Source organism: Janthinobacterium pasteuri (genome assembly GCF_051380775.1).
In the GTDB taxonomy this organism is placed as follows: Bacteria; Pseudomonadota; Gammaproteobacteria; order Burkholderiales; family Burkholderiaceae_D; genus Janthinobacterium.
On sequence record NZ_JBNYXS010000031.1, the window covers coordinates 15,533 to 37,140 of the forward strand.

The 21,608-nt window shown below is 61.4% G+C and carries 21 protein-coding genes; 14 read left to right on the forward strand and 7 right to left on the reverse strand.

All coding sequences use genetic code 11. From position 1 onward, the window contains the following. Positions 1 to 9: 9 nt before the first annotated feature. Both ACQ4WN_RS23455 and ACQ4WN_RS23460 read left to right on the forward strand, forming a co-directional pair. The gene (locus ACQ4WN_RS23455) at positions 10 to 420 is read left to right on the forward strand and encodes a hypothetical protein (RefSeq protein ID WP_436553685.1); all 411 of its coding nucleotides are present in this window, start codon (positions 10 to 12) and stop codon (positions 418 to 420) included. 4 nt (positions 421 to 424) lie between these two features. After that, positions 425 to 1,210, forward strand: a complete 786-nt coding sequence (locus ACQ4WN_RS23460) for a DUF2145 domain-containing protein (protein WP_436553686.1) — start codon at positions 425 to 427, stop codon at positions 1,208 to 1,210. Positions 1,211 to 1,285: 75 nt separating this feature from the next. Here the strand turns inward: ACQ4WN_RS23460 and ACQ4WN_RS23465 are convergent, their stop codons facing one another. The 5 genes from ACQ4WN_RS23465 to ACQ4WN_RS23485 all read right to left on the reverse strand — a co-directional run bounded on the left by ACQ4WN_RS23465 (position 1,286) and on the right by ACQ4WN_RS23485 (position 7,432). Further along, positions 1,286 to 2,359, reverse strand: coding sequence for an ABC transporter ATP-binding protein (locus ACQ4WN_RS23465; RefSeq protein ID WP_436553687.1), 1,074 nt, complete (start codon positions 2,357 to 2,359; stop codon positions 1,286 to 1,288). Between the two features lie 21 nt (positions 2,360 to 2,380). After that, positions 2,381 to 4,171 carry an ABC transporter permease gene (locus ACQ4WN_RS23470; protein WP_101482233.1) on the reverse strand — a complete coding sequence of 597 codons (1,791 nt, stop codon included), beginning with the start codon at positions 4,169 to 4,171 and terminating at the stop codon, positions 2,381 to 2,383. 69 nt (positions 4,172 to 4,240) lie between these two features. Next, positions 4,241 to 5,338, reverse strand: a complete 1,098-nt coding sequence (locus tag ACQ4WN_RS23475) for an ABC transporter substrate-binding protein (RefSeq protein WP_436553688.1) — start codon at positions 5,336 to 5,338, stop codon at positions 4,241 to 4,243. Between the two features lie 45 nt (positions 5,339 to 5,383). Next, positions 5,384 to 6,364, reverse strand: coding sequence for a Bug family tripartite tricarboxylate transporter substrate binding protein (locus ACQ4WN_RS23480; RefSeq protein ID WP_436553689.1), 981 nt, complete (start codon positions 6,362 to 6,364; stop codon positions 5,384 to 5,386). Positions 6,365 to 6,367: 3 nt separating this feature from the next. After that, complete coding sequence (locus tag ACQ4WN_RS23485; protein WP_436553690.1) at positions 6,368 to 7,432, reverse strand: porin; 1,065 nt, start codon at positions 7,430 to 7,432, stop codon at positions 6,368 to 6,370. Between the two features lie 202 nt (positions 7,433 to 7,634). Between ACQ4WN_RS23485 and ACQ4WN_RS23490 the strand changes: the two genes are divergently transcribed. The 4 genes from ACQ4WN_RS23490 to ACQ4WN_RS23505 all read left to right on the forward strand — a co-directional run bounded on the left by ACQ4WN_RS23490 (position 7,635) and on the right by ACQ4WN_RS23505 (position 11,102). Continuing rightward, on the forward strand, positions 7,635 to 8,369 hold the full coding sequence (locus tag ACQ4WN_RS23490) for a response regulator (RefSeq protein WP_436553691.1): 735 nt from the start codon (positions 7,635 to 7,637) through the stop codon (positions 8,367 to 8,369). Further along, a complete protein-coding gene (locus ACQ4WN_RS23495) occupies positions 8,366 to 9,865 on the forward strand; it encodes a sensor histidine kinase (protein ID WP_436553692.1) in 1,500 nt (499 codons plus the stop codon). The genes ACQ4WN_RS23490 and ACQ4WN_RS23495 overlap by 4 nt, the downstream gene beginning before the upstream one ends. Positions 9,866 to 10,033: 168 nt before the next feature. Then, the gene (locus tag ACQ4WN_RS23500; RefSeq protein WP_436553693.1) at positions 10,034 to 10,594 is read left to right on the forward strand and encodes an outer membrane beta-barrel protein; all 561 of its coding nucleotides are present in this window, start codon (positions 10,034 to 10,036) and stop codon (positions 10,592 to 10,594) included. 142 nt (positions 10,595 to 10,736) lie between these two features. Next, positions 10,737 to 11,102, forward strand: a complete 366-nt coding sequence (locus tag ACQ4WN_RS23505) for a ribonuclease E inhibitor RraB (protein WP_436553694.1) — start codon at positions 10,737 to 10,739, stop codon at positions 11,100 to 11,102. A gap of 64 nt (positions 11,103 to 11,166) precedes the next feature. Here the strand turns inward: ACQ4WN_RS23505 and ACQ4WN_RS23510 are convergent, their stop codons facing one another. Both ACQ4WN_RS23510 and ACQ4WN_RS23515 read right to left on the reverse strand, forming a co-directional pair. Further along, on the reverse strand, positions 11,167 to 12,489 hold the full coding sequence (locus tag ACQ4WN_RS23510; RefSeq protein ID WP_436553695.1) for a homoserine dehydrogenase: 1,323 nt from the start codon (positions 12,487 to 12,489) through the stop codon (positions 11,167 to 11,169). Positions 12,490 to 12,575: 86 nt separating this feature from the next. Further along, positions 12,576 to 13,805 carry a pyridoxal phosphate-dependent aminotransferase gene (locus ACQ4WN_RS23515; RefSeq protein ID WP_436553696.1) on the reverse strand — a complete coding sequence of 410 codons (1,230 nt, stop codon included), beginning with the start codon at positions 13,803 to 13,805 and terminating at the stop codon, positions 12,576 to 12,578. Positions 13,806 to 13,987: 182 nt separating this feature from the next. Between ACQ4WN_RS23515 and ACQ4WN_RS23520 the strand changes: the two genes are divergently transcribed. From ACQ4WN_RS23520 to ACQ4WN_RS23555, 8 genes are all read left to right on the forward strand, one after another. After that, the gene (locus ACQ4WN_RS23520) at positions 13,988 to 14,230 is read left to right on the forward strand and encodes a hypothetical protein (protein WP_436553697.1); all 243 of its coding nucleotides are present in this window, start codon (positions 13,988 to 13,990) and stop codon (positions 14,228 to 14,230) included. Then, complete coding sequence (locus tag ACQ4WN_RS23525) at positions 14,227 to 14,619, forward strand: Mth938-like domain-containing protein (RefSeq protein WP_436553698.1); 393 nt, start codon at positions 14,227 to 14,229, stop codon at positions 14,617 to 14,619. Before ACQ4WN_RS23520 ends, ACQ4WN_RS23525 begins: the two co-directional genes overlap by 4 nt. Continuing rightward, on the forward strand, positions 14,616 to 16,289 hold the full coding sequence (locus ACQ4WN_RS23530; RefSeq protein WP_436553699.1) for a glycosyltransferase family 39 protein: 1,674 nt from the start codon (positions 14,616 to 14,618) through the stop codon (positions 16,287 to 16,289). Before ACQ4WN_RS23525 ends, ACQ4WN_RS23530 begins: the two co-directional genes overlap by 4 nt. Before the next feature lie 203 nt (positions 16,290 to 16,492). After that, entirely contained in the window at positions 16,493 to 17,629 is a 1,137-nt protein-coding gene (locus ACQ4WN_RS23535; RefSeq protein WP_436553700.1) for a DegT/DnrJ/EryC1/StrS family aminotransferase, read from the forward strand. An 11-nt stretch (positions 17,630 to 17,640) separates the two neighbouring features. After that, on the forward strand, positions 17,641 to 18,636 hold the full coding sequence (locus tag ACQ4WN_RS23540; protein WP_101484665.1) for a glycosyltransferase: 996 nt from the start codon (positions 17,641 to 17,643) through the stop codon (positions 18,634 to 18,636). Continuing rightward, positions 18,636 to 19,553, forward strand: coding sequence for a formyltransferase (locus ACQ4WN_RS23545; protein ID WP_436553701.1), 918 nt, complete (start codon positions 18,636 to 18,638; stop codon positions 19,551 to 19,553). Before ACQ4WN_RS23540 ends, ACQ4WN_RS23545 begins: the two co-directional genes overlap by 1 nt. A 21-nt stretch (positions 19,554 to 19,574) precedes the next feature. Then, positions 19,575 to 20,627 carry a bifunctional UDP-4-keto-pentose/UDP-xylose synthase gene (locus tag ACQ4WN_RS23550; RefSeq protein ID WP_436553702.1) on the forward strand — a complete coding sequence of 351 codons (1,053 nt, stop codon included), beginning with the start codon at positions 19,575 to 19,577 and terminating at the stop codon, positions 20,625 to 20,627. Then, a complete protein-coding gene (locus tag ACQ4WN_RS23555) occupies positions 20,627 to 21,586 on the forward strand; it encodes a polysaccharide deacetylase family protein (RefSeq protein ID WP_436553703.1) in 960 nt (319 codons plus the stop codon). Before ACQ4WN_RS23550 ends, ACQ4WN_RS23555 begins: the two co-directional genes overlap by 1 nt. Positions 21,587 to 21,608: the final 22 nt, after the last annotated feature.

Here is a 21,608-nt window from a genome sequence, read left to right on the forward strand (position 1 = left end):
CACTATCCCATGAAACATCTGCTCGCCATCGCCGTGCTGTGCGCCGCTACTCTGCATGTCCAGGCCGCCAACTCCGATACCACCAACGCGTCCGACAATGCCAGCATGGCCTCGGCCATCGTACTGGTCGGCTCCATGTCGGCGCTGGCCGCCGCCGGTGAAGTCGTCATCGACAAGGTGGAAGACGTCGCCGACGGCAGCGTCCTGGTGCTCAAAAGCATGGCCAAAGGCGCGTCCTCCGCCGCCACGGCCTCCGTCAAGCTGAGCCAGAAAGCCACGCAAGGCCTGTCGCTGGCAGCCGGCACGGTGGTCAATGTGGTGGCCGTCTCGACGGGCCACATGCTGGTCCTGTCGGGCAAGGCCATCGCCTATGTGCCGAACGCGGCCGGCCAGGCCATCCTCCACCATTCGAAAGCGTGAACCCATGAAATGCCTGACTGCCATTATCATCAGCCTGGCCCTGGCCGGTACCGCCCATGCGGGGCGCTCGTGCGAGGAAAAGCAAACGGATGCGACCACCCTCGTCAAATCGATGGACCTGGCGCAAAAGACCCTGCAGGCGCTCGATGCCTCGGGCGCGCAGGTGGCGCTGCTGGCGCGCGCCGGGCAAGACTTGTCGAAATACAATGTGCGCTATTCGCACATGGCGCTGGCCTGGCGCGACCACCCGAAGGGCCGCTGGCTGGTGGTGCATGAACTCAATGAATGCGGCACCGCGCAATCGTCGCTGTACAACGAAGGCTTGGGCAATTTCTTCATGGATGATGTGTTCATGTATGAAACCCTGATCCTGATTCCCGGCCAGGATACGCAGCAGCAACTGGCGCGCCTGCTGACGTCGAACACGCCCAAGCGCCTGCATGAGGCGCACTACAATATGCTGGCCTACCCGTTTTCCACCAAATACCAGAACTCGAACCAGTGGGTGCTGGAAACCCTGGCCGCTGCCAGCAACGAGCCCGGCAAGATTGAAACGCGCGCCGAAGCGCAAACGTGGCTGCGCAGCGCCAGCTACGCGCCGCAAACGCTCAGCATCCCCGCCGCCACGCGCCTGGGCGCGCGCATGTTCCGTGCCAATATTGCTTTTGACGATCACCCGTTCGAGCGCCGCATGACGCGTCAGATCGACGTCGTCACCGTCGACTCCATCGTGCGCTTCATGCGCCAGCGCGAATCGAAGGCGCAGGAAATCGTCGTGCGGGGGAATTAGGTACGCTACAGCAGGCGAAACAGCCCGATGGCCAGCGCGGCACAGATGGCGCGCCGCTTGGCCACCCAGGCACCGTTAAAACACCCAGAGCTTATCGGCTGGCATGTGCAGCCAGTACTTGCCCGCTTCGAGCTTGTGGCGCGAATACGCGCGCAGGCTGATGTTCTCTGCGCCAGCGCGCTCGAACAGGCACTCCCAGCGGTCACCCAGGTACATGCAGGTCAGCAGCGGCAGCTCGATGGCGTTGTCCACCTGCGTGGCGCTGATCTTCACCTCCTCGACGCGGATCATGGTGGTCACGTCCGTACCGACGTTGGCGCCGCGCGCCACGCCCTGCATGGAGGCGCCGTCGACCAGCAGGCGCACCTGGTTGCCGTCGCGCTGCACCACCTTGCCGGGCAGACGGTTGTTACTGCCCATGAATTCGGCCGTAAACAGGGTGTCCGGTGTTTCATACATGCTTTGCGGCGTACCCTGCTGCTCGATCTTGCCGTTATTGAGCAGCAGGATGCGGTCGGAAATGGCCATCGCCTCGCCCTGGTCATGCGTCACCATCAGGGCCGACAGGCCCAGGCGCACGATCAGTTCGCGCAGGAAGGCACGCGCCTCCTCGCGCAGCTTGGCGTCCAGGTTCGACAACGGTTCGTCGAGCAGGATCACGGGCGGGTTGTACACCAGCGCGCGGGCGATCGCCACGCGCTGCTGCTGGCCGCCGGACAGCTGATGCGGATAGCGTTCGCCCAGGTGACCCAGGCCCAGCTGCGTCAGCACTTCCTTGATGCGCGCGGCGATCTCCGTGCTGCCCATCTTGCGCAATTTGAGGCCGTAGGCGACGTTGTCGAACACGGTCTTGTGCGGCCACAGCGCGTAAGACTGGAACACCAGTCCCAGGTTGCGATGCTCGGCCGGCATCTCGAAGTGTTTCGCGCCATCGTAGACATTGCGCTCGCCGATCTGGATAGTGCCCGCCTTCGGGCTTTCCAGTCCGGCGACGGCGCGCAGCAGGGTGGTCTTGCCGCTGCCCGAAGGCCCCAACAGGGCGACCACTTCGCCTTTTTGCAGGTGCATCGAAACACCCTTCAGTATCTGGTTGGCGGCAGCGCCGGTGCCATAGTCCAGGTGCAATTCATTGACGGTCAATTCATTCATGATGTGGTCTCAGTCTTTGTATTAGTTATGTAACTTCACGCCAAAGCGCAGCGCGATGCCCAGGCCGATGGCCACCAGGGTGATGTTGATGAAGGACAGCGCCGCCACCAGGTCGGTCGAGCCGCCGGCCCACAGCGATACCAGCATGGCACCGATCACTTCCGTGCCCGGCGAGAGCAGGTACACGCCCGTCGAATATTCGCGCTCGAAGATCAGGAAGACCATCAGCCAGGCGCCCAGCAAGCCGTATTTGATCAGCGGCAGTGTCACGTCGCGCGTCACCTGGCCGCGGCTGGCGCCGACGGCGCGCGCCGCCTCTTCCAGTTCCGGACCCACCTGCAGCAGCGCGGTGGAAATCAGGCGCATGCCATAGGCCATCCACACCACCGAATACGCCAGCCACAGGGCGAAAATGGTCGAGCGCACTTCGCGCAGCACGGGGATCACATGCCCGCTCAGCCACAGCGCCACGCCGTTATCCATGCCCTTGAGCATGCCGTCAAGCCAGGCCGGCACGAACAGGAACACCCACAGGAACGACAGACCGGCCAAGAGGCCCGGCACGGCGCGCGGCACCAGCACGCTGTAGTCGAGCAGGCGCGTGATGCCATCCTGCTTGCGGTGCATGGCCAGCGCGATGAAGCTGTAGCAGCCTACAGCCAGCGCGCCGCCGACGACGCCGATCAGGATGGTGTTGACGATGCCGCGCACCAGCGACGGCTGGTCGAAAATGTCGCGGAAATGCTGCAGGGTCAGCACGTCGGCCAGGTGCACGCCTTCGCCCCAGTACTGCACGAAGGAGCGCAGCACGATGCCCGTCAACGGCAGGATGATGGTGAAGATCAGCCAGCCGGCCAGCAAGGCAAAGGCCAGCCACTTCCAGCGGCCCAGCGGCATGGCCTTGCTGCGCGCGCCCTTGCCCTTGATCGACACATACTTGTTGGCCGACTTGAGCAGCCAGCGCTGTATCATCACCAGCGGCATGGTCACCATCACCAGGCAGACGGCGACAGCGGCCATCAGGTGATACGACGGCGTGCCAAGCTTGTTCGTCAGCTTGTACAGATAGGTCGGCAGCACCAGATGGCCTTCCGGATCACCGAGCACCAGCACCAGGCCGAACACTTCGAAGCCGAGGAAGAACACCAGTACGCCCGCATACGCCAGCGCCGGCATGATCATCGGCAGCGACACATTGAGCATCACCTGGATCGGCGAGGCGCCCGCCACGCGGGCCGCTTCCTCCACGTCCGAGCCCAGGCTTTTCAGGGCTGACGATGCATACAGATAGACGTGCGGCACGTGCGTCAGGCCGGCGATGATGACGATGCTGGTGAAGGAATAAATATTCCAGGGCACGAAGCCGAGCAGCTCCTTGGCCCAGATCGAGTAAAAGCCCACGGGCCCCATCGAGACGACGTAGCCAAAGCCCATCACCATCGGCGAGACAAATATGGGCACCAGCAGCATGGGCGCCACCCAGCCGCGGCCGGGCAAATCGGTGCGCACCATCAGAAAGGCCAGCATGCCGCCCAGCGGCACGGCGATGACAGTCAGGCCGAAGGCCAGCATCAGGCCATTCTTGAAGGCCATGGCGAAATCGGGATCATCGAAGATGAAACGGTAGGAGTCAAAGCCGAATTCGCGCACGGGCATGAAAAACGGCGCGTTCAAAAAGCTCTGATAAAAAATCAGGAACAGCGGCAGGAAGATGGCGATCAGCGTGATCGTCACGACCACGCCACGCGACCAGTTCAGGCGCGACAAGGGAGAGCGCGACCGTGCAGGCAGCGGCAAGATGGCAGTTTGCATGATGAATCCAATGAATGAAGGGTACGGCAACCGTCCGCGGACACGCGCCTGCGGACGGCCAGGACGGCGTTATTTCTTGCCGGCTGTCTCTTTCCACTGCTTCAAGAAGGCCATGCGCTTGGCTGGTCCCAAAAATTGCAGGATGATCGGGTGCACGGGAATCGGCTTGACGTTGGATGCGCCGATTTGCTTGATCAGTTCAGCCGACGTGGTTTCACCCGTGACGTCGGCGCGAATCGCGAACAGCTTGGCGCCGTTGGCGATGATGGTCTGGCCGCGGTGCGACAAAATGTAATCGAGCCACAGCTTGCTGGCGTTGACGTTCTTCGCGTTCTTGTTGATGAACTGCACGCGCGACAGGATCAGCGTGTAATCCTTGGGCAGTACCACGCCGATCGATGGATCGGTCTTGGCGCGCACCAGCGCATACGAGCCCAGCACGTTGTAGCCGATCAGGTTTTCACCCGACGAGATGCGCTCCATCATGGTGCCCGTCGACGACTGCACGCGCACCTTGGCCGTGCCAAACGCGTTTTGCAGCGCCAGGAATTGCGGGTATTCCTTGGCATCCTGCGCCATGAACATGAAACCCACGCCCGATTTTTCGATGTCGTAGGTGGTGACCTTGTCCTTGAATTTCGGCGTCGCGATCAGCTTGACGAAGTCATCGTGATTCTTCGGCACTTCCTTGGCGTCGAGCAAACGCTTGTTGTAGACGATGGCGGCCGGCTCGAACGTGGTGCCGTAAGCCTGGTCATCCCACATGGCCCAACCGGGAATCTTCGCCGCTTCGACCGACTTGTATTTCAGGGCGTAGCCGTCCGAAGCCAGGCGCATCTGCAAGTCCATCGCCGACGACCACATCACGTCGGCCGTGTTGCCGCCGGCGGCCACTTCGGAAATGAAGCGGTTATACACTTCGGTGGAATTCATGTCGTTGTATTCGACCGAGATGCCCGGATACAGGGCGCTGAAATCCTTGATCAGCGGAGCGGCAGCCTTGCTGTCGGTAGCGCTGTAAATCACCACCTTGCCTTCCTTCTTGGCCGCGTCGATGATCTTCTGGTAGTCGGCCGGATAGCCGGCCGGCACTTGCGCGAAAGCGGCGCCGGCCAGGCTGGCAAACGCGGTGGCAAGGGTGGCTTGAAGCAGGGTCTTGGTTTGCATGGGGTTGTCTCCGTCTATGAATAGATTTTTTTAATAGGATGTCGTTCAGCGCATCAGGCCAAGCTCATTCGCCTGCCTGGCATACTCGTCGACCGCCTTCTTGACATACGCGGTCAGCTTCGGCCCCGTCAGGGCGAATGGGTACAGGCCGGCCTGCGCGCGCCACTCGGCGAACTGCGGCGTGGCCATGACGCGGTCAAAGGTGGCCACCCAGCGCTGATAGTCAGCCTCCGGCACCTGGGGTCCCATCCACACACCACGGATGATGGGCCAGACCACGTCGAAGCCCTGCTCGCGCGCCGTCGGCACGTTCGCCAGCACGCCGGGCAGGCGTTTTTCCGACAGCACCGCCAGTACGCGCGCATGGTTGGCGCTGGCGTTCAGGGTGGCCTCTGACGTGTCGCCCGAGACCACCTGCACATAATCGGCCTGCATCGCCGTAAACACTTCGCCGCCGCCTTCGAGCGCAACAAAACGCAGCACCTTCGGATCGATGCCGGCATGGCGTGCCAGCAGTGCCATCTTCAGCCAGTCCTGGCTGCCGATGGTGCCGGAGACGCCGATCAGCACCTTGTCCGGATGCTGGCGCAGCGCGGCGATCAGGTCGGCCAGGCTCTTGTAGGGCGAATCGCTGCGCACGGCAATCATGCCGTAGTCGGCGCCCAGCGCTGCCACCCAGCGCACGTCACCCGCCTTCGCATTGCCAAATTTGCCCTGCGCCAGGTTGAGCAGCGAACCGCCCGAAAACGCCACCAGCGTGTTCGCTTCCGCGCGGCGTCGTTGCGATGCCATCGAGTGCCAGGCCACGGCGCCGATGCCGCCGGGCAGATAACTGACGCGCATTGGGCCCGCCACACCCGCCGCGCCCTCCTGCGCCAGGCCTTTTTTCGCCAGCTTGCACGTCAGGTCCATGGCGCCGCCCGGTTTGGACGGCACCACGCACTCGGCCGGTGCGGACGCTTGCGCGCCCGCCACGGCAGGCAGCAGACACAGCAAAGACAGGAACAGGGAGCGCAGCATCGTCATGGCTTAGAAGCGGTGCTGGATGCCGGCGATCACGCCGCGCTGGGTATTATCGAAACCGGCATCGTCGCGCGACAGGCTGACCAGCTGGTTATGCTTGGCCTTGGCGTAGGCGCCAGCCACGTACAAGTCGGTGCGCTTGGACAGCGCATAGCGCACGCGCGCCACGTACATGATCGGATCGGCATCCGTGTTGGCCGCCACGTTCTTCACGTCCTGGTAGTAAATGACGCCCGTCAGCGTGACTTGCGGCGTGGTCAGGTAGCTAACGCCGCCCCAGTACAGGGTACCGCGCACGTCAGGCTTGCCGGCTGCGGCCGGATCGAGCTTGTAGTCGCGCGCCACGGCCTGCACCTTCCATGGGCCTTCGTTGTACATCGCGCCCAGGTGATAGGAGGTGGTCTTGTCGCGCGCGCCGCCGACAATTGAATTGCCGTTGACACGCTCATACGTAGCAAGCAGGCTCACCGGACCGGCCGTGTAGGTCACGCCGGAAGAGAATTTGGCGCTATCCTGGGCACCTGTCGCTTGCTCGCCGAAGCCGTAAGAGGCACCGAACTTGAAGTCGCCGGCCGTGCCCGAGTACTTGACCAGGTTGTCGAACGCGGTCGTCATGCCGTACTTGCTTGGGCCGCTGGCGTTGGCCGAGGTGGCCCACGAATAGTAAGGCGCATAGCCCATCGGATCGAACGGCAGCACGAAGTCATACACGGTGGTGAACGAGCGGCCCAGCACCAGTCGGCCATAGCTGCCTTCCAGACCCACGTAAGCCTGGCGCTTGAACAACGCGCCATCCGCAGCGCCTGTATCCATCAGGATGCCGCCTTCCAGGTTGAAAACGGCTTTCAAGCCGCCGCCCAGATCTTCGTTGCCGCGGATGCCCCAGCGCGAAGTGTTCATGCCGCCGGAGCTGACATGGCTGACCGAACCTTTCGATGCAGATGCATTGCTGGTGTTGTCGACGCCGACGTCGAGCAAGCCATAGACAGTGACGTTCGACTGTGCCTGGGCAACGCCGGCTGCGGCGGCGAGCACCGCCATGGAGGCCAGCGAGAATGCAGTTTTCTTCATGTAAAGTGTCTCCCTAAGATATATTTATTGGTGATATGCCTGATCCATTTCATGAATCAGGATCACACTATATGATCGCCATCCTTTCAATTCGCTTTCAGCATGACAGGTGTCGCCGGCCAGCCACAACGGACATCAACATATTCATCGCCGCCCCTGCCGTCGGGCTTACACTGCATCATTTCAACGAATGGCGGAGACCATGCGCATATTATTAGTGGAAGACCATCTGGAGCTGTCGCACTGGCTGGCAAAGGCCCTGCGCGACGCGCACCTGACGGTGGAGACCGCCCACAACGGCGCCGATGCCGACGCCCTGCTGCACACGCAGGAATACTCGCTGGTGCTGCTCGACCTGACCCTGCCGAAGATGGATGGCCTGGACGTGCTGCGCCGCCTGCGCGCGCGCGGCGGCACGCGTGGCAAGACGCCCGTCATGATACTCACGGCGCGCGGCGGCCTGGATGAAAAAGTGCAGGGCCTGAACCTGGGCGCCGACGATTACATGGCCAAGCCGTTCGAACTGGCCGAACTGGAAGCGCGCGTGAAAGCTCTGCTGCGCCGCAGCCAGGGCAACGAAGCGCTCGTGCACACTTGCGGCGCGCTCAGTTTTGACACCGTCACGCGCATGTTCAGCTATGCAGGCACCCCTTTTCCCCTGACGCCACGCGAACACGCGGTGCTCGAAGCGCTGATCACGCGCTCCGGGCGCGCCGTATCGAAGGAAAAGCTGTTCGATGAAGTCTTCGCGCTGGCCGACGACGTCAACCTGGACGCCATTGAACTATATATCCACCGCGTGCGCAAGAAGTTGGAAAACAGCGTGGAAAACGGCGTGGAAAGCGGCGCGCCCGACGGCGCCGTCATCACCACCCTGCGCGGCATCGGCTACCTGCTGCAGCCGCGCAGCGCCATGGCGCCGGCCGCGCCAAAATGAGCGCCTCCACGCAACACCTGCGCCTGCCACTGTTCGAGCGCCTGCGCCGGCGCTGGGCGCAGGGACGGCCGCTGGGCAGCCTGCGCAGCCAGCTGCTGCGCTGGCTGCTCATCCCGCTGGTGATGCTGGTGCTGCTCGACGCTTTTTTTGTTTACCGCAATGCGCTCGACGCGGCCGACATGGCCTACGACCGCTCGCTGCTGGCGTCGACGCGGGCGCTGGCCGAGCGCGTCTCCATCGTCGGCGGCAAGGTGGTGGCCGAAGTGCCCTATGTGGCGCTCGACAGCTTCGAGACCGACACCCTGGGCCGTATCTACTACAAGGTCACGGGCATCCACGGCGAGCTGGTATCGGGCTATGGCGACTTGCCGCCCGTGCCGAAAAACGTGCCCCGCTCGCAGAATTATCCAGCCCTGGTGCGCTTCTACCACGCCGACTACCACGGCAAGCCGATCCGCATCGCCGCCCTGCTGCAACCCGTGTATGACGATTCGATGCGCGGCATCGCCCTGATACAGGTGGCTGAAACGCTCGATGCGCGGCGCGGCCTGTCGAACCAGATCCTGTTCGATACCCTGAGCTGGCAAGCGGCGATGATACTGGTGATGGGCGCCCTCGTGTGGTTTGCCGTGCGCCTGGTGCTGCGGCCGCTGATGCGCCTGAAAACGGAAGTCGAGACGCGCACCCTGTCCGACCTGTCCGACGTCGATCCCAAGCTGGTGCACAAGGAAATGCGCCCGCTGGTGAGCGCCATGAACGGCTCCATGTCGCGCCTGCAGCAACTGATCGCCAGCCAGCGCCGTTTCATCGCCGACGCCTCGCACCAGCTGCGCACGCCGCTGACGGTGCTGAAAACCCAGGCCGAACTGGCCCTGCGCGAATGCGACCGCCAGGCAGGCACGCCGCCGGACATGGCCGCCCTGCGCAACATCGTGCGCTCGATCGCCGCTACCACCGATTCGACCGTGCTGCTGGCCAACCGCCTGCTGACCCTGGCGCGCATCGAGCATGGCGGCGACAGCCTGACCATGGATACCGTTTCGCTGCGCGACGCGGCGCAGCAAGTAGGGCTGGAAATGGCCATGGCTGCCGTCGGCAAGCATATCGATTTATCGCTGGAAGCGCCCGACGACGCGCCCGTGCATGGCCAGGCCTTGCTGCTGCACGAACTGCTGGCCAACCTGGTCGACAATGCCCTGCGCTACACGCCGCAGGGCGGCAGTGTGATCCTGCGCGTGCGTGCTGCACAGACGGGGCAAGGCGCGGTGCTGGAGGTGGAAGACAGCGGCGCCGGCATCGCGCCCGCGGAACGCGAACGGGTATTTACACCGTTCTACCGGGTTGGCGCGGCGCTTGAGAGCAACCCTGGCGGCGCGGGACTGGGCCTGGCCATCGTGCGCGACATCGCCGCCCTGCATGGCGCCAGCCTGGAACTGGCCACGGCGGCCAACGGACGCGGATTGAAGGTCAGCGTGCATTTCAGCACTGCCACATGAGGCGCCGCGCAGATATGTCTTGAATATTTAATGTTGCCCTAAAACAACACATGATTTATTTCCAATATTTTTTAAATAATTGCCTTACGTAAACATATTTCTCCCTATACAATTCGGCTCCCATTAAGCGGAGAGACAGTCTCTCCGCATTAATTATCTAGGATGAATATGAAAAAGCAATTGTTTGCAGTAGTCGTCGGCGCCGCCCTGGCATTCCCATTGTTCGCCCAAGCTGAAGGCGCTTACATCGGCGCTAACGTCGGCCGTTCGGAACTGAAACTGTCGGATGAAGAAGGTTCGATCAAGAAGAGCGACACCGGCTACAAGGCGTACGCTGGCTACGACTTCACGCAGAACTTTGGCGCGGAAGCTGGCTATGTTGACTTCGGCAAACTGACGCAAAACGACGGCGTCGCGAAACTGGAAGTGAAAAACCACGCATTCTACGTTGCCGCCACCGGCACCCTGCCACTGAACGAACAGTTCTCGCTGTTCGCCAAGGCTGGCGTTGCGCAAAACCGCACCAAGATCAACTTCAGCGTATTGAATTTGCGTGACAGCGAATCGAAAAACAAAACCTCCGCCATCTTTGGCATCGGCGCTGCTTACAACATCAACAAAAACCTGTCGGCTGTTGCGGAATACGAAAACTTCGGCAAAGTAGCGAGCGAAGACGGCACCAAACTGAAAGCCGACCTGCTGTCGATCGGCCTGCGCTACAAGTTCTAATTCACGCTTGCGCGAAGTAGACTCCAGCCCTTGTAAGGGCTGACAAAAGAACCGGCTGCCAAGCCGGTTTTTTTATGCGCGCGTGGCGCGTCACCGTCACCGATGTTAAGATCGCGCCCTGGAATTGACTGAAAGCCCCGCCATGATGACCAAAGAAGACGTAACCGAACTGTTCGCCAATATCGCCGAAAACGCGCCCTGGGATCTGTCCCAGCCGCTGCTGTGGGGCTATTACTTTACCAACCCCACATCCGAGCCGCTGGAGCAGGCTGCCACCTTGCTGGCACTGCAGGGCTACCGCCCGGTGGAACTGTACCAGCCCGAGCTCGATGACCCGGCCGCCGCCCCCGTGTGGGTGCTGCACGTGGAAAAAGCCGAAGTGCATGACGTCGAGAGCCTGCATGCACGCAATGGCGAACTGATGGTGTTTGCCCAGGAAAACCAGTTGGCCAGCTATGACGGCATGGATGTGGGTCCGGTCGGCGCGCCCGACGTGCCGCAACTGTAAGACAGTGTGCGCATGAAAAAAAACGGCGCCCGCGGGCGCCGTTTTGCATGCAGCCTTGTGAAAATCAGCTCAGGTTTTCCAGGCGGATCTTGGTCACCGTACCCACCACGCTATTGAGTGCTTCCATTTTTTCGATGGCGGCCGTGACGTTCTTTTCCTGCGTCTGGTGCGTCAGCATAATGATGTCCGTATGCGTCTCGCCCTCGGCCGGTTCTTTTTGCAGCATGGCGTCGATTGAGATGCCGCGTTCGGCCAAGATGCGCGTCAGGTCGGCCAGCACGCCAGGCTGGTCGGCCACGTGCATGCGCAGGTAGTAGCTGGTGGTGATTTCCGACATCGGCAAAATCGCGATATCGGTCATCGCATTCGGCTGAAACGCCAGGTGCGGCACGCGGTGTTCCGGATCGGCCGTGGCCAGGCGCGTAATGTCGACCAGGTCGGCGATCACCGACGAGGCGGTCGGCTCGGCACCCGCGCCGCGGCCCGAGTACAGGCTGGCGCCGACGGCGTCGCCGTGTACCAGCACCGCATTCATCGCGCCTTCCACGTTGGCGATCAGGCGCTTGGCCGGAATCAGGGTCGGATGCACGCGCAGCTCGATGCCTTCCACGCCATTGACGGTGGCGCGCTTGGTGATGCCCAGCAGCTTGATGCGGTAACCCAGCTGCTCCGCGTAGCGGATGTCGACGGCATTGAGGTTGCTGATGCCTTCCACGTAAGCCTTGTCGAACTGCACCGGGATGCCGAAGGCGATGGCCGACATGATGGTGGCCTTGTGCGCGGCATCGACGCCTTCGATGTCGAAGGTGGGATCGGCTTCGGCGTAGCCGAGTGCCTGCGCCTGTTTCAGCACGGTGGCGAAATCGAGGCCCTTGTCGCGCATCTCGGACAGGATGAAATTGGTGGTGCCGTTGATGATGCCGGCGATCCATTCGATGCGGTTGGCCGTCAAGCCTTCGCGCAGTGCCTTGATGATGGGGATGCCGCCGGCGACAGCCGCCTCGAATGCCACCATCACGCCCTTGTCCTGGGCGGCGGCAAAGATTTCGTTGCCATGCACGGCCAGCAGGGCCTTGTTGGCCGTCACCACGTGCTTGCCGTTGGCAATGGCTTGCATCACCAGGGTTTTCGACAGGTCGTAGCCACCGATCAGTTCGACGACGATGTCGATCTCGGGATCGTTGACGATCAGCTGCGGGTCATTGACGACCTTGCAGGCGCCGGCGACCAGCGCTTCGGCGCGCGCCACGTCGCGCACGGCGACGGCGACGACTTCAATGCCACGTCCCGCGCGGCGCTTGATTTCTTCCTGGTTGCGTTTCAGGACGCTGAACGTGCCGTACCCGACATTGCCCAGGCCCAGCAGGCCGATCTTGATGGATTTCATAGTTGTACTTGACTGCTCATAAGTGGCGCCCCCTTGGGCGGCGCCAGGTTGATCGGTATGGTTGATCGAGATTGCTGCTGGCTGGTTCAGCCCCGGCCGTGACGCTTGCGGTAACCTTCGAGGAAGCGCGCAATGCGCCCCATGGCCTCGGTCAGGTCATCGGAGTTGGGCAGGAAGACAACGCGGAAATGGTCGTGCGCGATCCAGTTGAACCCCGTGCCCTGCACGATCAGGACCTTGGCTTCGGCCAGCAATTCATAGGCAAACTGCTGGTCGTCGGCGATCGGGTAGATCTCCGGGTCCAGGCGCGGGAACATGTACAGCGCGGCCTTCGGCTTGACACAGGTGACGCCCGGGATATCGGTCAGCAGCTTGTGTGCCAGGTCGCGCTGTTTCAACAGGCGCCCGCCGGGCCCCACCAGGTCTTGTATGCTCTGGTAGCCGCCAAGTGCCGTCTGGATGGCAAACTGCCCCGGTGCGTTGGCGCATAGCCGCATCGAGGCCAGCATGTTGAGGCCCTCGATGTAATCTTTTGCGTGGCGCTTTTCGCCCGACACCACCATCCAGCCGGAACGGTAGCCGCAGGAGCGGTAATTCTTCGACAGGCCATTCATGGTGATGAACAGCACGTCGTCGGCCAGCGAGGCGATCGACACGTGCTCGGCTTCGTCGTACAGCACCTTGTCGTAGATCTCGTCGGCGAAAATGATCAATTGGTGCTGGCGCGCCAGGTCGACGATCTGCTGCAACACGGAAACCGGGTACAGCGCACCGGTGGGATTATTGGGGTTGATGACGACGATGGCCTTGGTCTGCGGCGTGATCTTGCGGCGCATGTCCTCGATATCGGGATACCATTCGTTCTGTTCGTCACACACATAATGCACGGGATTGCCGCCCGACAGGCTGACGGCGGCCGTCCACAGCGGATAGTCGGGCGCCGGCACCAGCACTTCGTCGCCACTGTTGAGCAGCGCATTCATCGACATGACGATCAGTTCGGAAGCGCCGTTGCCCAGGTAAATGTCATCGATGGTCACGCCGGCGATATTCTTGCCTTGCGTGTAGTGCATGACGGCCTTGCGCGGCGCGAACATGCCTTTCGAATCCGTGTAGCCGGCCGCGTTCTGCAAATTGAGCATCATATCGCGCACGATTTCATCAGGCGGATCGAAGCCGAATACGGCCAGATTGCCGATATTGAGCTTGGTGATCTTGTGGCCTTCTTCTTCCATTTGCCTGGATTTTTCCAGGACCGGGCCGCGGATGTCGTAGCAGACGTCCGCCAATTTATTCGATTTCTGAATCGGTCGCAAAATAAATCCCTGTCGTGATGCGGCGCGGCCGGCCTACGCTTGCAGCATGAAAGCCGCGCCAGAACTGTGAACCCGTGAGACTGCAATGCGAGAACAACCATTCTCGCCGAAAGCAGGCCATTTTATCAAATTAAACATGGCAAATTGCAGCATTTCGCGCCGTTTATGCCACGCCGGCCGGCATGCGCGTGCTTTTTCCACCGGAAGCTCTTCATCTTCTCTTAATCTTTGCCTACTACTATGGCAAGCGCAGCCTGCCGCTGTTGCACCAAAAAATTGCCGATAAATTGCAAATCGGAAAGGATGTTGCTTTTCAGTCGCTCTTTTCTGCCATTTATGGCATGCTTACGCCCTTGGCCGCAACGCACATCCGGACAGCGCGCGCACCGATCAACCGACACGAACAGCCCCCGACATCGCCATGAAACTGCATGCCAGCAGCACCCAACAATACCAAACCGTCACAGGCTACGATGAAAATGGCGTGGAAATCAATGCCCAGTCATATAACTACAGCCTGATCGTCATGCCGGAAATGCCGCCACGGGCGTGGGATGCAGGCAGTTTCGAGCAGCTGAGCGAGGCGCATTTCGCGCAAATCCTGGCCGACGCGCCCGACGTGGTGATCCTCGGCACGGGCGAGCGCCAGCGTTTCGTGCATCCGAAGCTGACGGCCGCGCTGACCATGCGCCGCATCGGCGTCGAGTGCATGGATAGCCAGGCAGCCTGCCGCACCTATAACATCCTGATGGGCGAAGGCCGCAAAGTCACCCTGGCCCTGATCCTGGCTCCCGGCGCAGGCAGCGCCCAATGAAAATCAACGTCAACGAATTGCACAGCTCGCGGCTGCTGATGTGGTCCCTGCTGGGCATCTTCATCGTCGTCACCCTGTACGCGCTGGGCGTACGCACCCTGGTGCCGCCCGACGAGGGCCGCTATGCCGAGATGGCGCGCGAAATGTTCGTCACGGGTGACTGGGTCACCACGCGCCTGAACGGCATCAAGTACTTTGAAAAGCCGCCGCTGCAAACGTGGATGAATGCGCTGACCTTCGCCGCCTTCGGCCTTGGCGAATGGCAGGCACGCCTGTGGACTGGCCTGTGCGGCATCATCGGCGTGTGCATGACGGCCTATGCGGGCAAGAAAGTGTTCGGTCCGCGCGTGGGCTTGTATGCTGGCCTGGTACTGGCGTCGAGCCTGTTCTGGCTCGCTTCCGGCCAGATCAATTCGCTCGACATGGGCCTGTCGGGCATGATGACCATCGTGCTGACCAGCCTGCTGGTGGCCCAGCGCGACGAAGCCTCCCCCGCCGAGCGCCGCAACTGGATGCTGGTATGCTGGGCTGGCATGGCGCTGGCCGTGCTGGCCAAGGGCTTGATCGGCATCGTCTTGCCGGGCGCCGTGCTGGTGCTGTATTCGCTGTGCGCGCGCGACTGGCGCATCTGGACGCGTTTGCATTTGGTTAAGGGTTTGCTGGTGTTCTTTGCCATCGCCACGCCCTGGTTCGTGCTGGTCGCCCTGCGCAATCCGGAGCAGCCGCATTTCTTCTTCATCCACGAGCATTTCCAGCGTTTCCTGATGAAGGGTCACAAGCGCGAAGGCGCCTGGTACTACTTCCTGGTCCTGCTCATTCCCGGCATCCTGCCATGGATAGGCGTGCTGCCGCAAAGCCTGGCTGCCGCCTTCAAGCGCCAGGATGGCGCCTTCCAGCCACGCTTGATGCTGCTGGTATGGGCCGTCTTCATTTTCTTCTTCTTCAGCTATTCGACCTCGAAGCTGCCTGGCTATATCGTGCCCATCTTCCCGGCGCTGGCCTTGATGGTGGGGCTGTACCTGGAATCGGCGTCGCGGCGCCAGCGCATGCTGGCCGCCGGCCTGCTGTGCGTGCTGGGTGCGGCCATCCTGATCGGTGCACCGATCGGCTTCAATCGCGCCAGCGGACGCGATCCGGCAGAACTGGCAGCGCTGAAGGGTTACCAGGCGTGGGTGATGGCGGCCGGCTTCTTCGCCCTGGCCGGCGGCGCCCTGGCCTTGCTGCATGCGCGCCAGTTGCGCCGCGACATGACCGTGCTGACGATCGCCGGCGCCGGCTTCCTGGCCACGCACTGCATCCTGGCCGGCTCCGAACTGTATGGCCAGAACCGCGCAGGCACCGACCTGCTGCCGCAGATCCAGGCCGAACTGACGGCCGACACCAAGCTCTATTCGGTCGGCATTTATGAACAATCGCTGACCTATTATCTGCAGCGGCCCGTGATCCTCGTCGATTACTGGGATGAATTTACGTTTGGCCTGAAACAGCAGCCTGAACTGTCCATCCCGACCATCGAGCCTTTCATCGCGCAGTGGACGACCGATGCCAACGCCGGCGTGCGCGACATGGCCATTATCAGCCTGGACCGCTACAAGGACTTGCAACAACGTGGCGTACCCATGCGTGTCATTGCCAAGGATGCGCGCCGCATGGTCATTGCCAACAAATAAATATTTAAAGGGGCGGCGGCAGCACGGATAGCCCACGGCCACCTTGCCCCGCCCCCGCATCAGCAGGATTTTTCACCGCTGAACCGCCTACGCCGCCATACTGCCGATATAAAATAGCCATGCCTGCCTGCGGACGTTGACCGCATTGGCAGCCTCGGCGACACCGATACCCTGACAAAATACAGATCCAAGAACCGCGCCCCATGACCTCTACCCTGCCCTTTTTACCTTTCTCCAAACCCACCATCGATGAAGCAACCATCGCCGCCGTCGGCGAGGTGCTGCGCTCGGGCTGGATCACCAGCGGCCCGAAAGTGCAAGCCTTCGAAGCCCAGCTGTCCGAATATTTCGGCGGGCGCCCCGTGCGTACCTTCAATTCGGGTACTTGCACCATGGAAATCGCGCTGCGCATCGCCGGCATTGGCCCTGGCGACGAAGTCATCACCACGCCCGTGTCGTGGGTGGCGACGGCCAACGTCATTATTGAAGTGGGCGCCACGCCCGTGTTTGCCGACATCGACCCCGTCACGCGCAATATCGACCTCGACAAGCTTGAAGCGGCCATCACGCCCCGCACGAAAGCCATCATCCCCGTCTACCTGTCGGGCCTGCCTGTCGACATGGACCGCCTGTACGCGATTGCTGAAAAGTACAATTTAAGAGTCGTGGAAGACGCGGCGCAAGCGTTCGGCTCCACCTGGAAAGGCAAGCGCATCGGCGCGTTTGGCGACTTCGTCTCGTTCAGCTTCCAGGCCAACAAGAATATCACCACGGGCGAGGGCGGCTGCCTCGTCCTCAACAACCTGGAAGAAGCCAGGCTGGCCGAGAAGTACCGGCTGCAGGGCGTCACGCGCAGCGGCGTCGACGGCATCGACGTCGATGTGCTGGGTGGCAAATACAATATGAGCGACATCATGGCCGCCATCGGCCTGGGCCAGTTCGCCAACATCGACGCCATCACGGCCCACCGCCGCGCGCTGGCACGCCACTATTTCGCGCAATTCGGCAGCGACTTCGAAGCGGCGAGCGGCGCCCAGCTGCCCGTACAGGATTTCGACAACAGCAACTGGCATTTATTCCAGATCATCCTGCCCGACAACGGCCCCGGCACGCGGGCCGCGTTCATGCAGCAAATGGCGCAGCAAAACGTGGGAACGGGCTATCATTACGCACCGATCCACTTGTTTACCATGTACCGCGAACGCGGCTTTACCGAGGGCATGTTCCCCGTTTCGGAAAAGATCGGCCGCCTGACCGTGACCTTGCCGATGTTCTACGCCATGACGACACAGGACGTGGAGCGGGCCGTCGCCACCGTCAAATCCATCCTCATCAAATGAGCAGCGTACCGATGAAACCTGAACTGTCCATTATCATTCCAATCTACAACGAGCAGGATGGCCTGGCCAGCCTGTTCGCCCGCCTGTATCCGGCCCTCGATGCCTTGCAAACAAGCTACGAAATCATTTTCGTCAACGATGGCAGCCGCGACAATTCGGTGGCCATCCTGGCGGAACAATTCCGCCAGCGCCCCGACGTCACGCGCGTGATCTTGTTCAATGGCAATTATGGCCAGCACATGGCCATCCTGGCGGGTTTTGAAGCCTCGCGCGGGCAGATCATGATCACGCTCGACGCCGACCTGCAGAACCCGCCTGAAGAAATCGGCAACCTGGTGGCAAAGATGCGCGAAGGCTACGATTACGTGGGCTCGATCCGGCGCAAGCGGCAAGATTCCGCCTGGCGCACGCTGGCGTCGAAAATGATGAACCGCCTGCGTGAAAAGATCACGAATATCAAAATTACCGATCAGGGCAACATGCTGCGCGCGTATGGCCGCAATGTGATCGACCTGGTCAACCAATGCGCCGAAGTCAACACCTTCGTGCCCGCCCTGGCCTACACGTTTGCCCGCAAGCCTACGGAAATTACCGTCGAGCATGAAGAACGTGCTGCCGGCGAATCGAAATACTCGCTGTACAGCCTGATCCGTCTCAATTTCGACCTGGTCACGGGCTTTTCGCTGATTCCCCTGCAAATCTTTTCCATGCTGGGCATGGCAATGTCGCTGGGCTCGGCATTGCTGGTGATCTTCCTGCTGGTGCGCCGCTTCCTGCTGGGCGCTGAGGCCGAAGGCGTGTTTACCCTGTTCGCCATCGCCTTCTTCTTCATGGGCGTGATCCTGTTCGGCATCGGCCTGGTGGGCGAATACGTGGGACGCATCTTCCAGCAAGTGCGTGCCCGTCCCCGCTACGTGGTGCAAACCATCTTGCAGGACGGCATGACCCAGGCGGAAGCCGAGGCGCCATCGTATGTGCGCCTGGAAAAGCGCCAGGTGGGCCGCTGATGGGCGCCCCACGCGCCGTCGTCTTCGGCTACCACAATGTGGGCGTGCGCTGCATCAAGGTGTTGCTGGCCGGTGGCGTCGATATCGCCCTGGTCGTCACGCATGAAGACAGCCCCACGGAAAACCTGTGGTTCGAATCGGTCGCCAGCCTGTGCCAGGCTGAAGGCATCCCCTGCATCACGCCTCTGGACGCGCGCGCGCCGGAACTGCTGGCGCAGGTGCAGGCGGCAAGACCGGACATGCTGTTCAGCTTTTACTACCGGCACATGTTGCCCGCTAGCATCTTGGAAGTCGCGCCCGCCTACAATATGCACGGCTCGCTGCTGCCGCAGTTCCGCGGCCGCGCGCCCGTCAACTGGGCCGTGCTGCATGGCGCCACGGAGACGGGCGCCACCCTGCATGAGATGACGGTCAAGCCCGACGCCGGCGCCATCGTGGCGCAAACGGCCGTACCCATCCTGCCCGACGACACGGCGTTTGAAGTGTTCGGCAAAGTCACCGTGGCGGCGGAACAAACCCTGTGGGGCGTGCTGCCAGCCTTGCTGGACGGCACGGCGCCACGCCAGCTCAACGATTTACGCCAGGGCGGGTATTTTGGCGGGCGCAAGCCGGAAGATGGCCGCATCGACTGGAAATTACCTGCGCAACAGGTATACAACCTGCACCGGGCCGTCGCGCCGCCCTATCCCGGCGCGTTTACCGAAGTCAACAATGTTATTTACACCATCGAACAAGCCCGTTTGAGCAAGCATTCGGCAGGAAGTTTGCCAGTGGGCTTGGCGGTAGTGGATAATTGCATCTTTGGCGTCTGCGGAGACGGTCGCATGCTGGCCATTTCCGCGCTGAGGGCTGCCGGGGAGCCAATTTCGGCTCAGCAATTGCAAGCAAGCCTGACCGCCCGCGTCAGCACACACTGATATCACTCAAGAGAATCTCACATGAAAAAAGTCCTCATCTTAGGCGTCAACGGCTTCATCGGCCACCACTTGTCCAAGCGCATCCTGGAAACCACCGACTGGCATGTCTACGGCATGGACATGAACACGGACCGCATCACGGACTTGCTGGAAGATGACAACTACAAGTCGCGCATGCACTTCTTTGAAGGCGACATCACGATCAACAAGGAATGGGTCGAGTACCACGTCAAGAAATGCGATGTGATCCTGCCGCTGGTGGCCATCGCCACCCCGTCGACCTACGTCAAGCAGCCGCTGCGCGTGTTTGAACTGGACTTCGAAGCGAACCTGCCTATCGTGCGCTCGGCCGCCAAGTACGGCAAGCACCTGGTCTTCCCGTCGACCTCGGAAGTGTATGGCATGTGCCACGACGAAGAATTCGATCCGGAAAACTCGGAACTGATCTGCGGCCCGATCAACAAGCCGCGCTGGATCTATTCGAACGCCAAGCAATTGATGGACCGCGTGATCTGGGGCTACGGCATGGAAGGCTTGAACTTCACCCTGTTCCGTCCATTCAACTGGATCGGCGCCGGCCTCGATTCGATTCACACGCCAAAAGAAGGTTCCTCGCGCGTGGTGACGCAATTCTTCGGCCACATCGTGCGCGGCGAGAACATCTCGCTGGTCGACGGCGGCGCGCAAAAACGCGCGTTCACCTATATCGACGACGGCATCGATGCACTGATCCGCATTATTGCCAACAAGAATGGCATCGCCAGCGGCAAGATCTACAACATTGGCAATCCGACCAATAACTACTCGATCCGCGACCTGGCCGGCATGATGCTGACCCTGGCCGCCGAGTACCCGGAATACGCCGAAGGCGCGAAACACGTGAAAATCGTGGAAACGACTTCGGGTGCCTACTACGGCGCCGGCTACCAGGACGTGCAAAACCGCGTGCCGAAAATCACGAATACCTGCGAAGAACTGGGCTGGGCGCCAAGCACCACCATGGCCGATTCCCTGCGCAATATTTTCGATGCCTACCGCAGCCAGGTAGCCGAAGCCAAAGCCTTGATGGATTAATGTTGAACAAGCCGTTCCTGACCCTGAAAATCGACGTCGATACCTATCGCGGCACCCGTGAAGGCATGGGCAATCTGGTGCGCATGCTGGCCGCGCACCAGGCCAAGGCCACGTTTCTGTTCTCGCTGGGCCCGGACCACACGGGCTGGGCCCTGCGGCGTGCCTTGCGGCCCGGCTTTTTCAGCAAGGTATCGCGCACCTCGGTGGTCGAGCACTACGGCTTGAAAACATTGATGTACGGCACCTTGCTGCCGGGACCCGATATCGGCAAGCAATGCGCGGCGCAACTGCGCGCCGTGCGCGATGCCGGTTTCGAGTGCGGCATCCACACCTGGGATCACACCCTGTGGCAAGACAACGTAGCCAAGCACAACGCCGCCTGGACCATCAACATGATGCGCAAGGCCGCCAACCGCTACGAACAGGTGTTTGGCACCAAACCGCACACGCATGGCGCGGCCGGCTGGCAAATGAATGTCAGCGCCTTTGTCGAGCACGACACGGCCGGCTACCGCTTTGCCTCCGACGGCCGCGCCATGCTCGACGCGCGCGGCGCCATGCTGCATCCGGGCAATGGTCCGCACCGCGTGCGTAACGGCAACACCATATTGCAGTGCGTGCAATTGCCCACCACCCTGCCCACCCTGGATGAGTTGTTGGGCTGCGAAATCGACGGCAAGCTGATCACGACTGGCAATGTTGCCGCGCATATATTGTCGCTGACGGCGGACAATCCCCGCGACCACGTATATACCTTGCATGCGGAACTTGAAGGACAGAAACTCGCCCCCATTTTCGAACAATTGCTGGCTGGCTGGAAAGCCCAGGGCTACCAGTTTGCAGCGATGGGCGATTATTATGAAAAGATAAAAGAGTCGGACTTGCCCGTTTGCCCCATCACCTGGGATGAGTTGCCCGGACGTTCGGGACGCCTGATTGTGCAGGGCAAAGCTGCCTGAATGCTGTATTGTTGCACCTGGA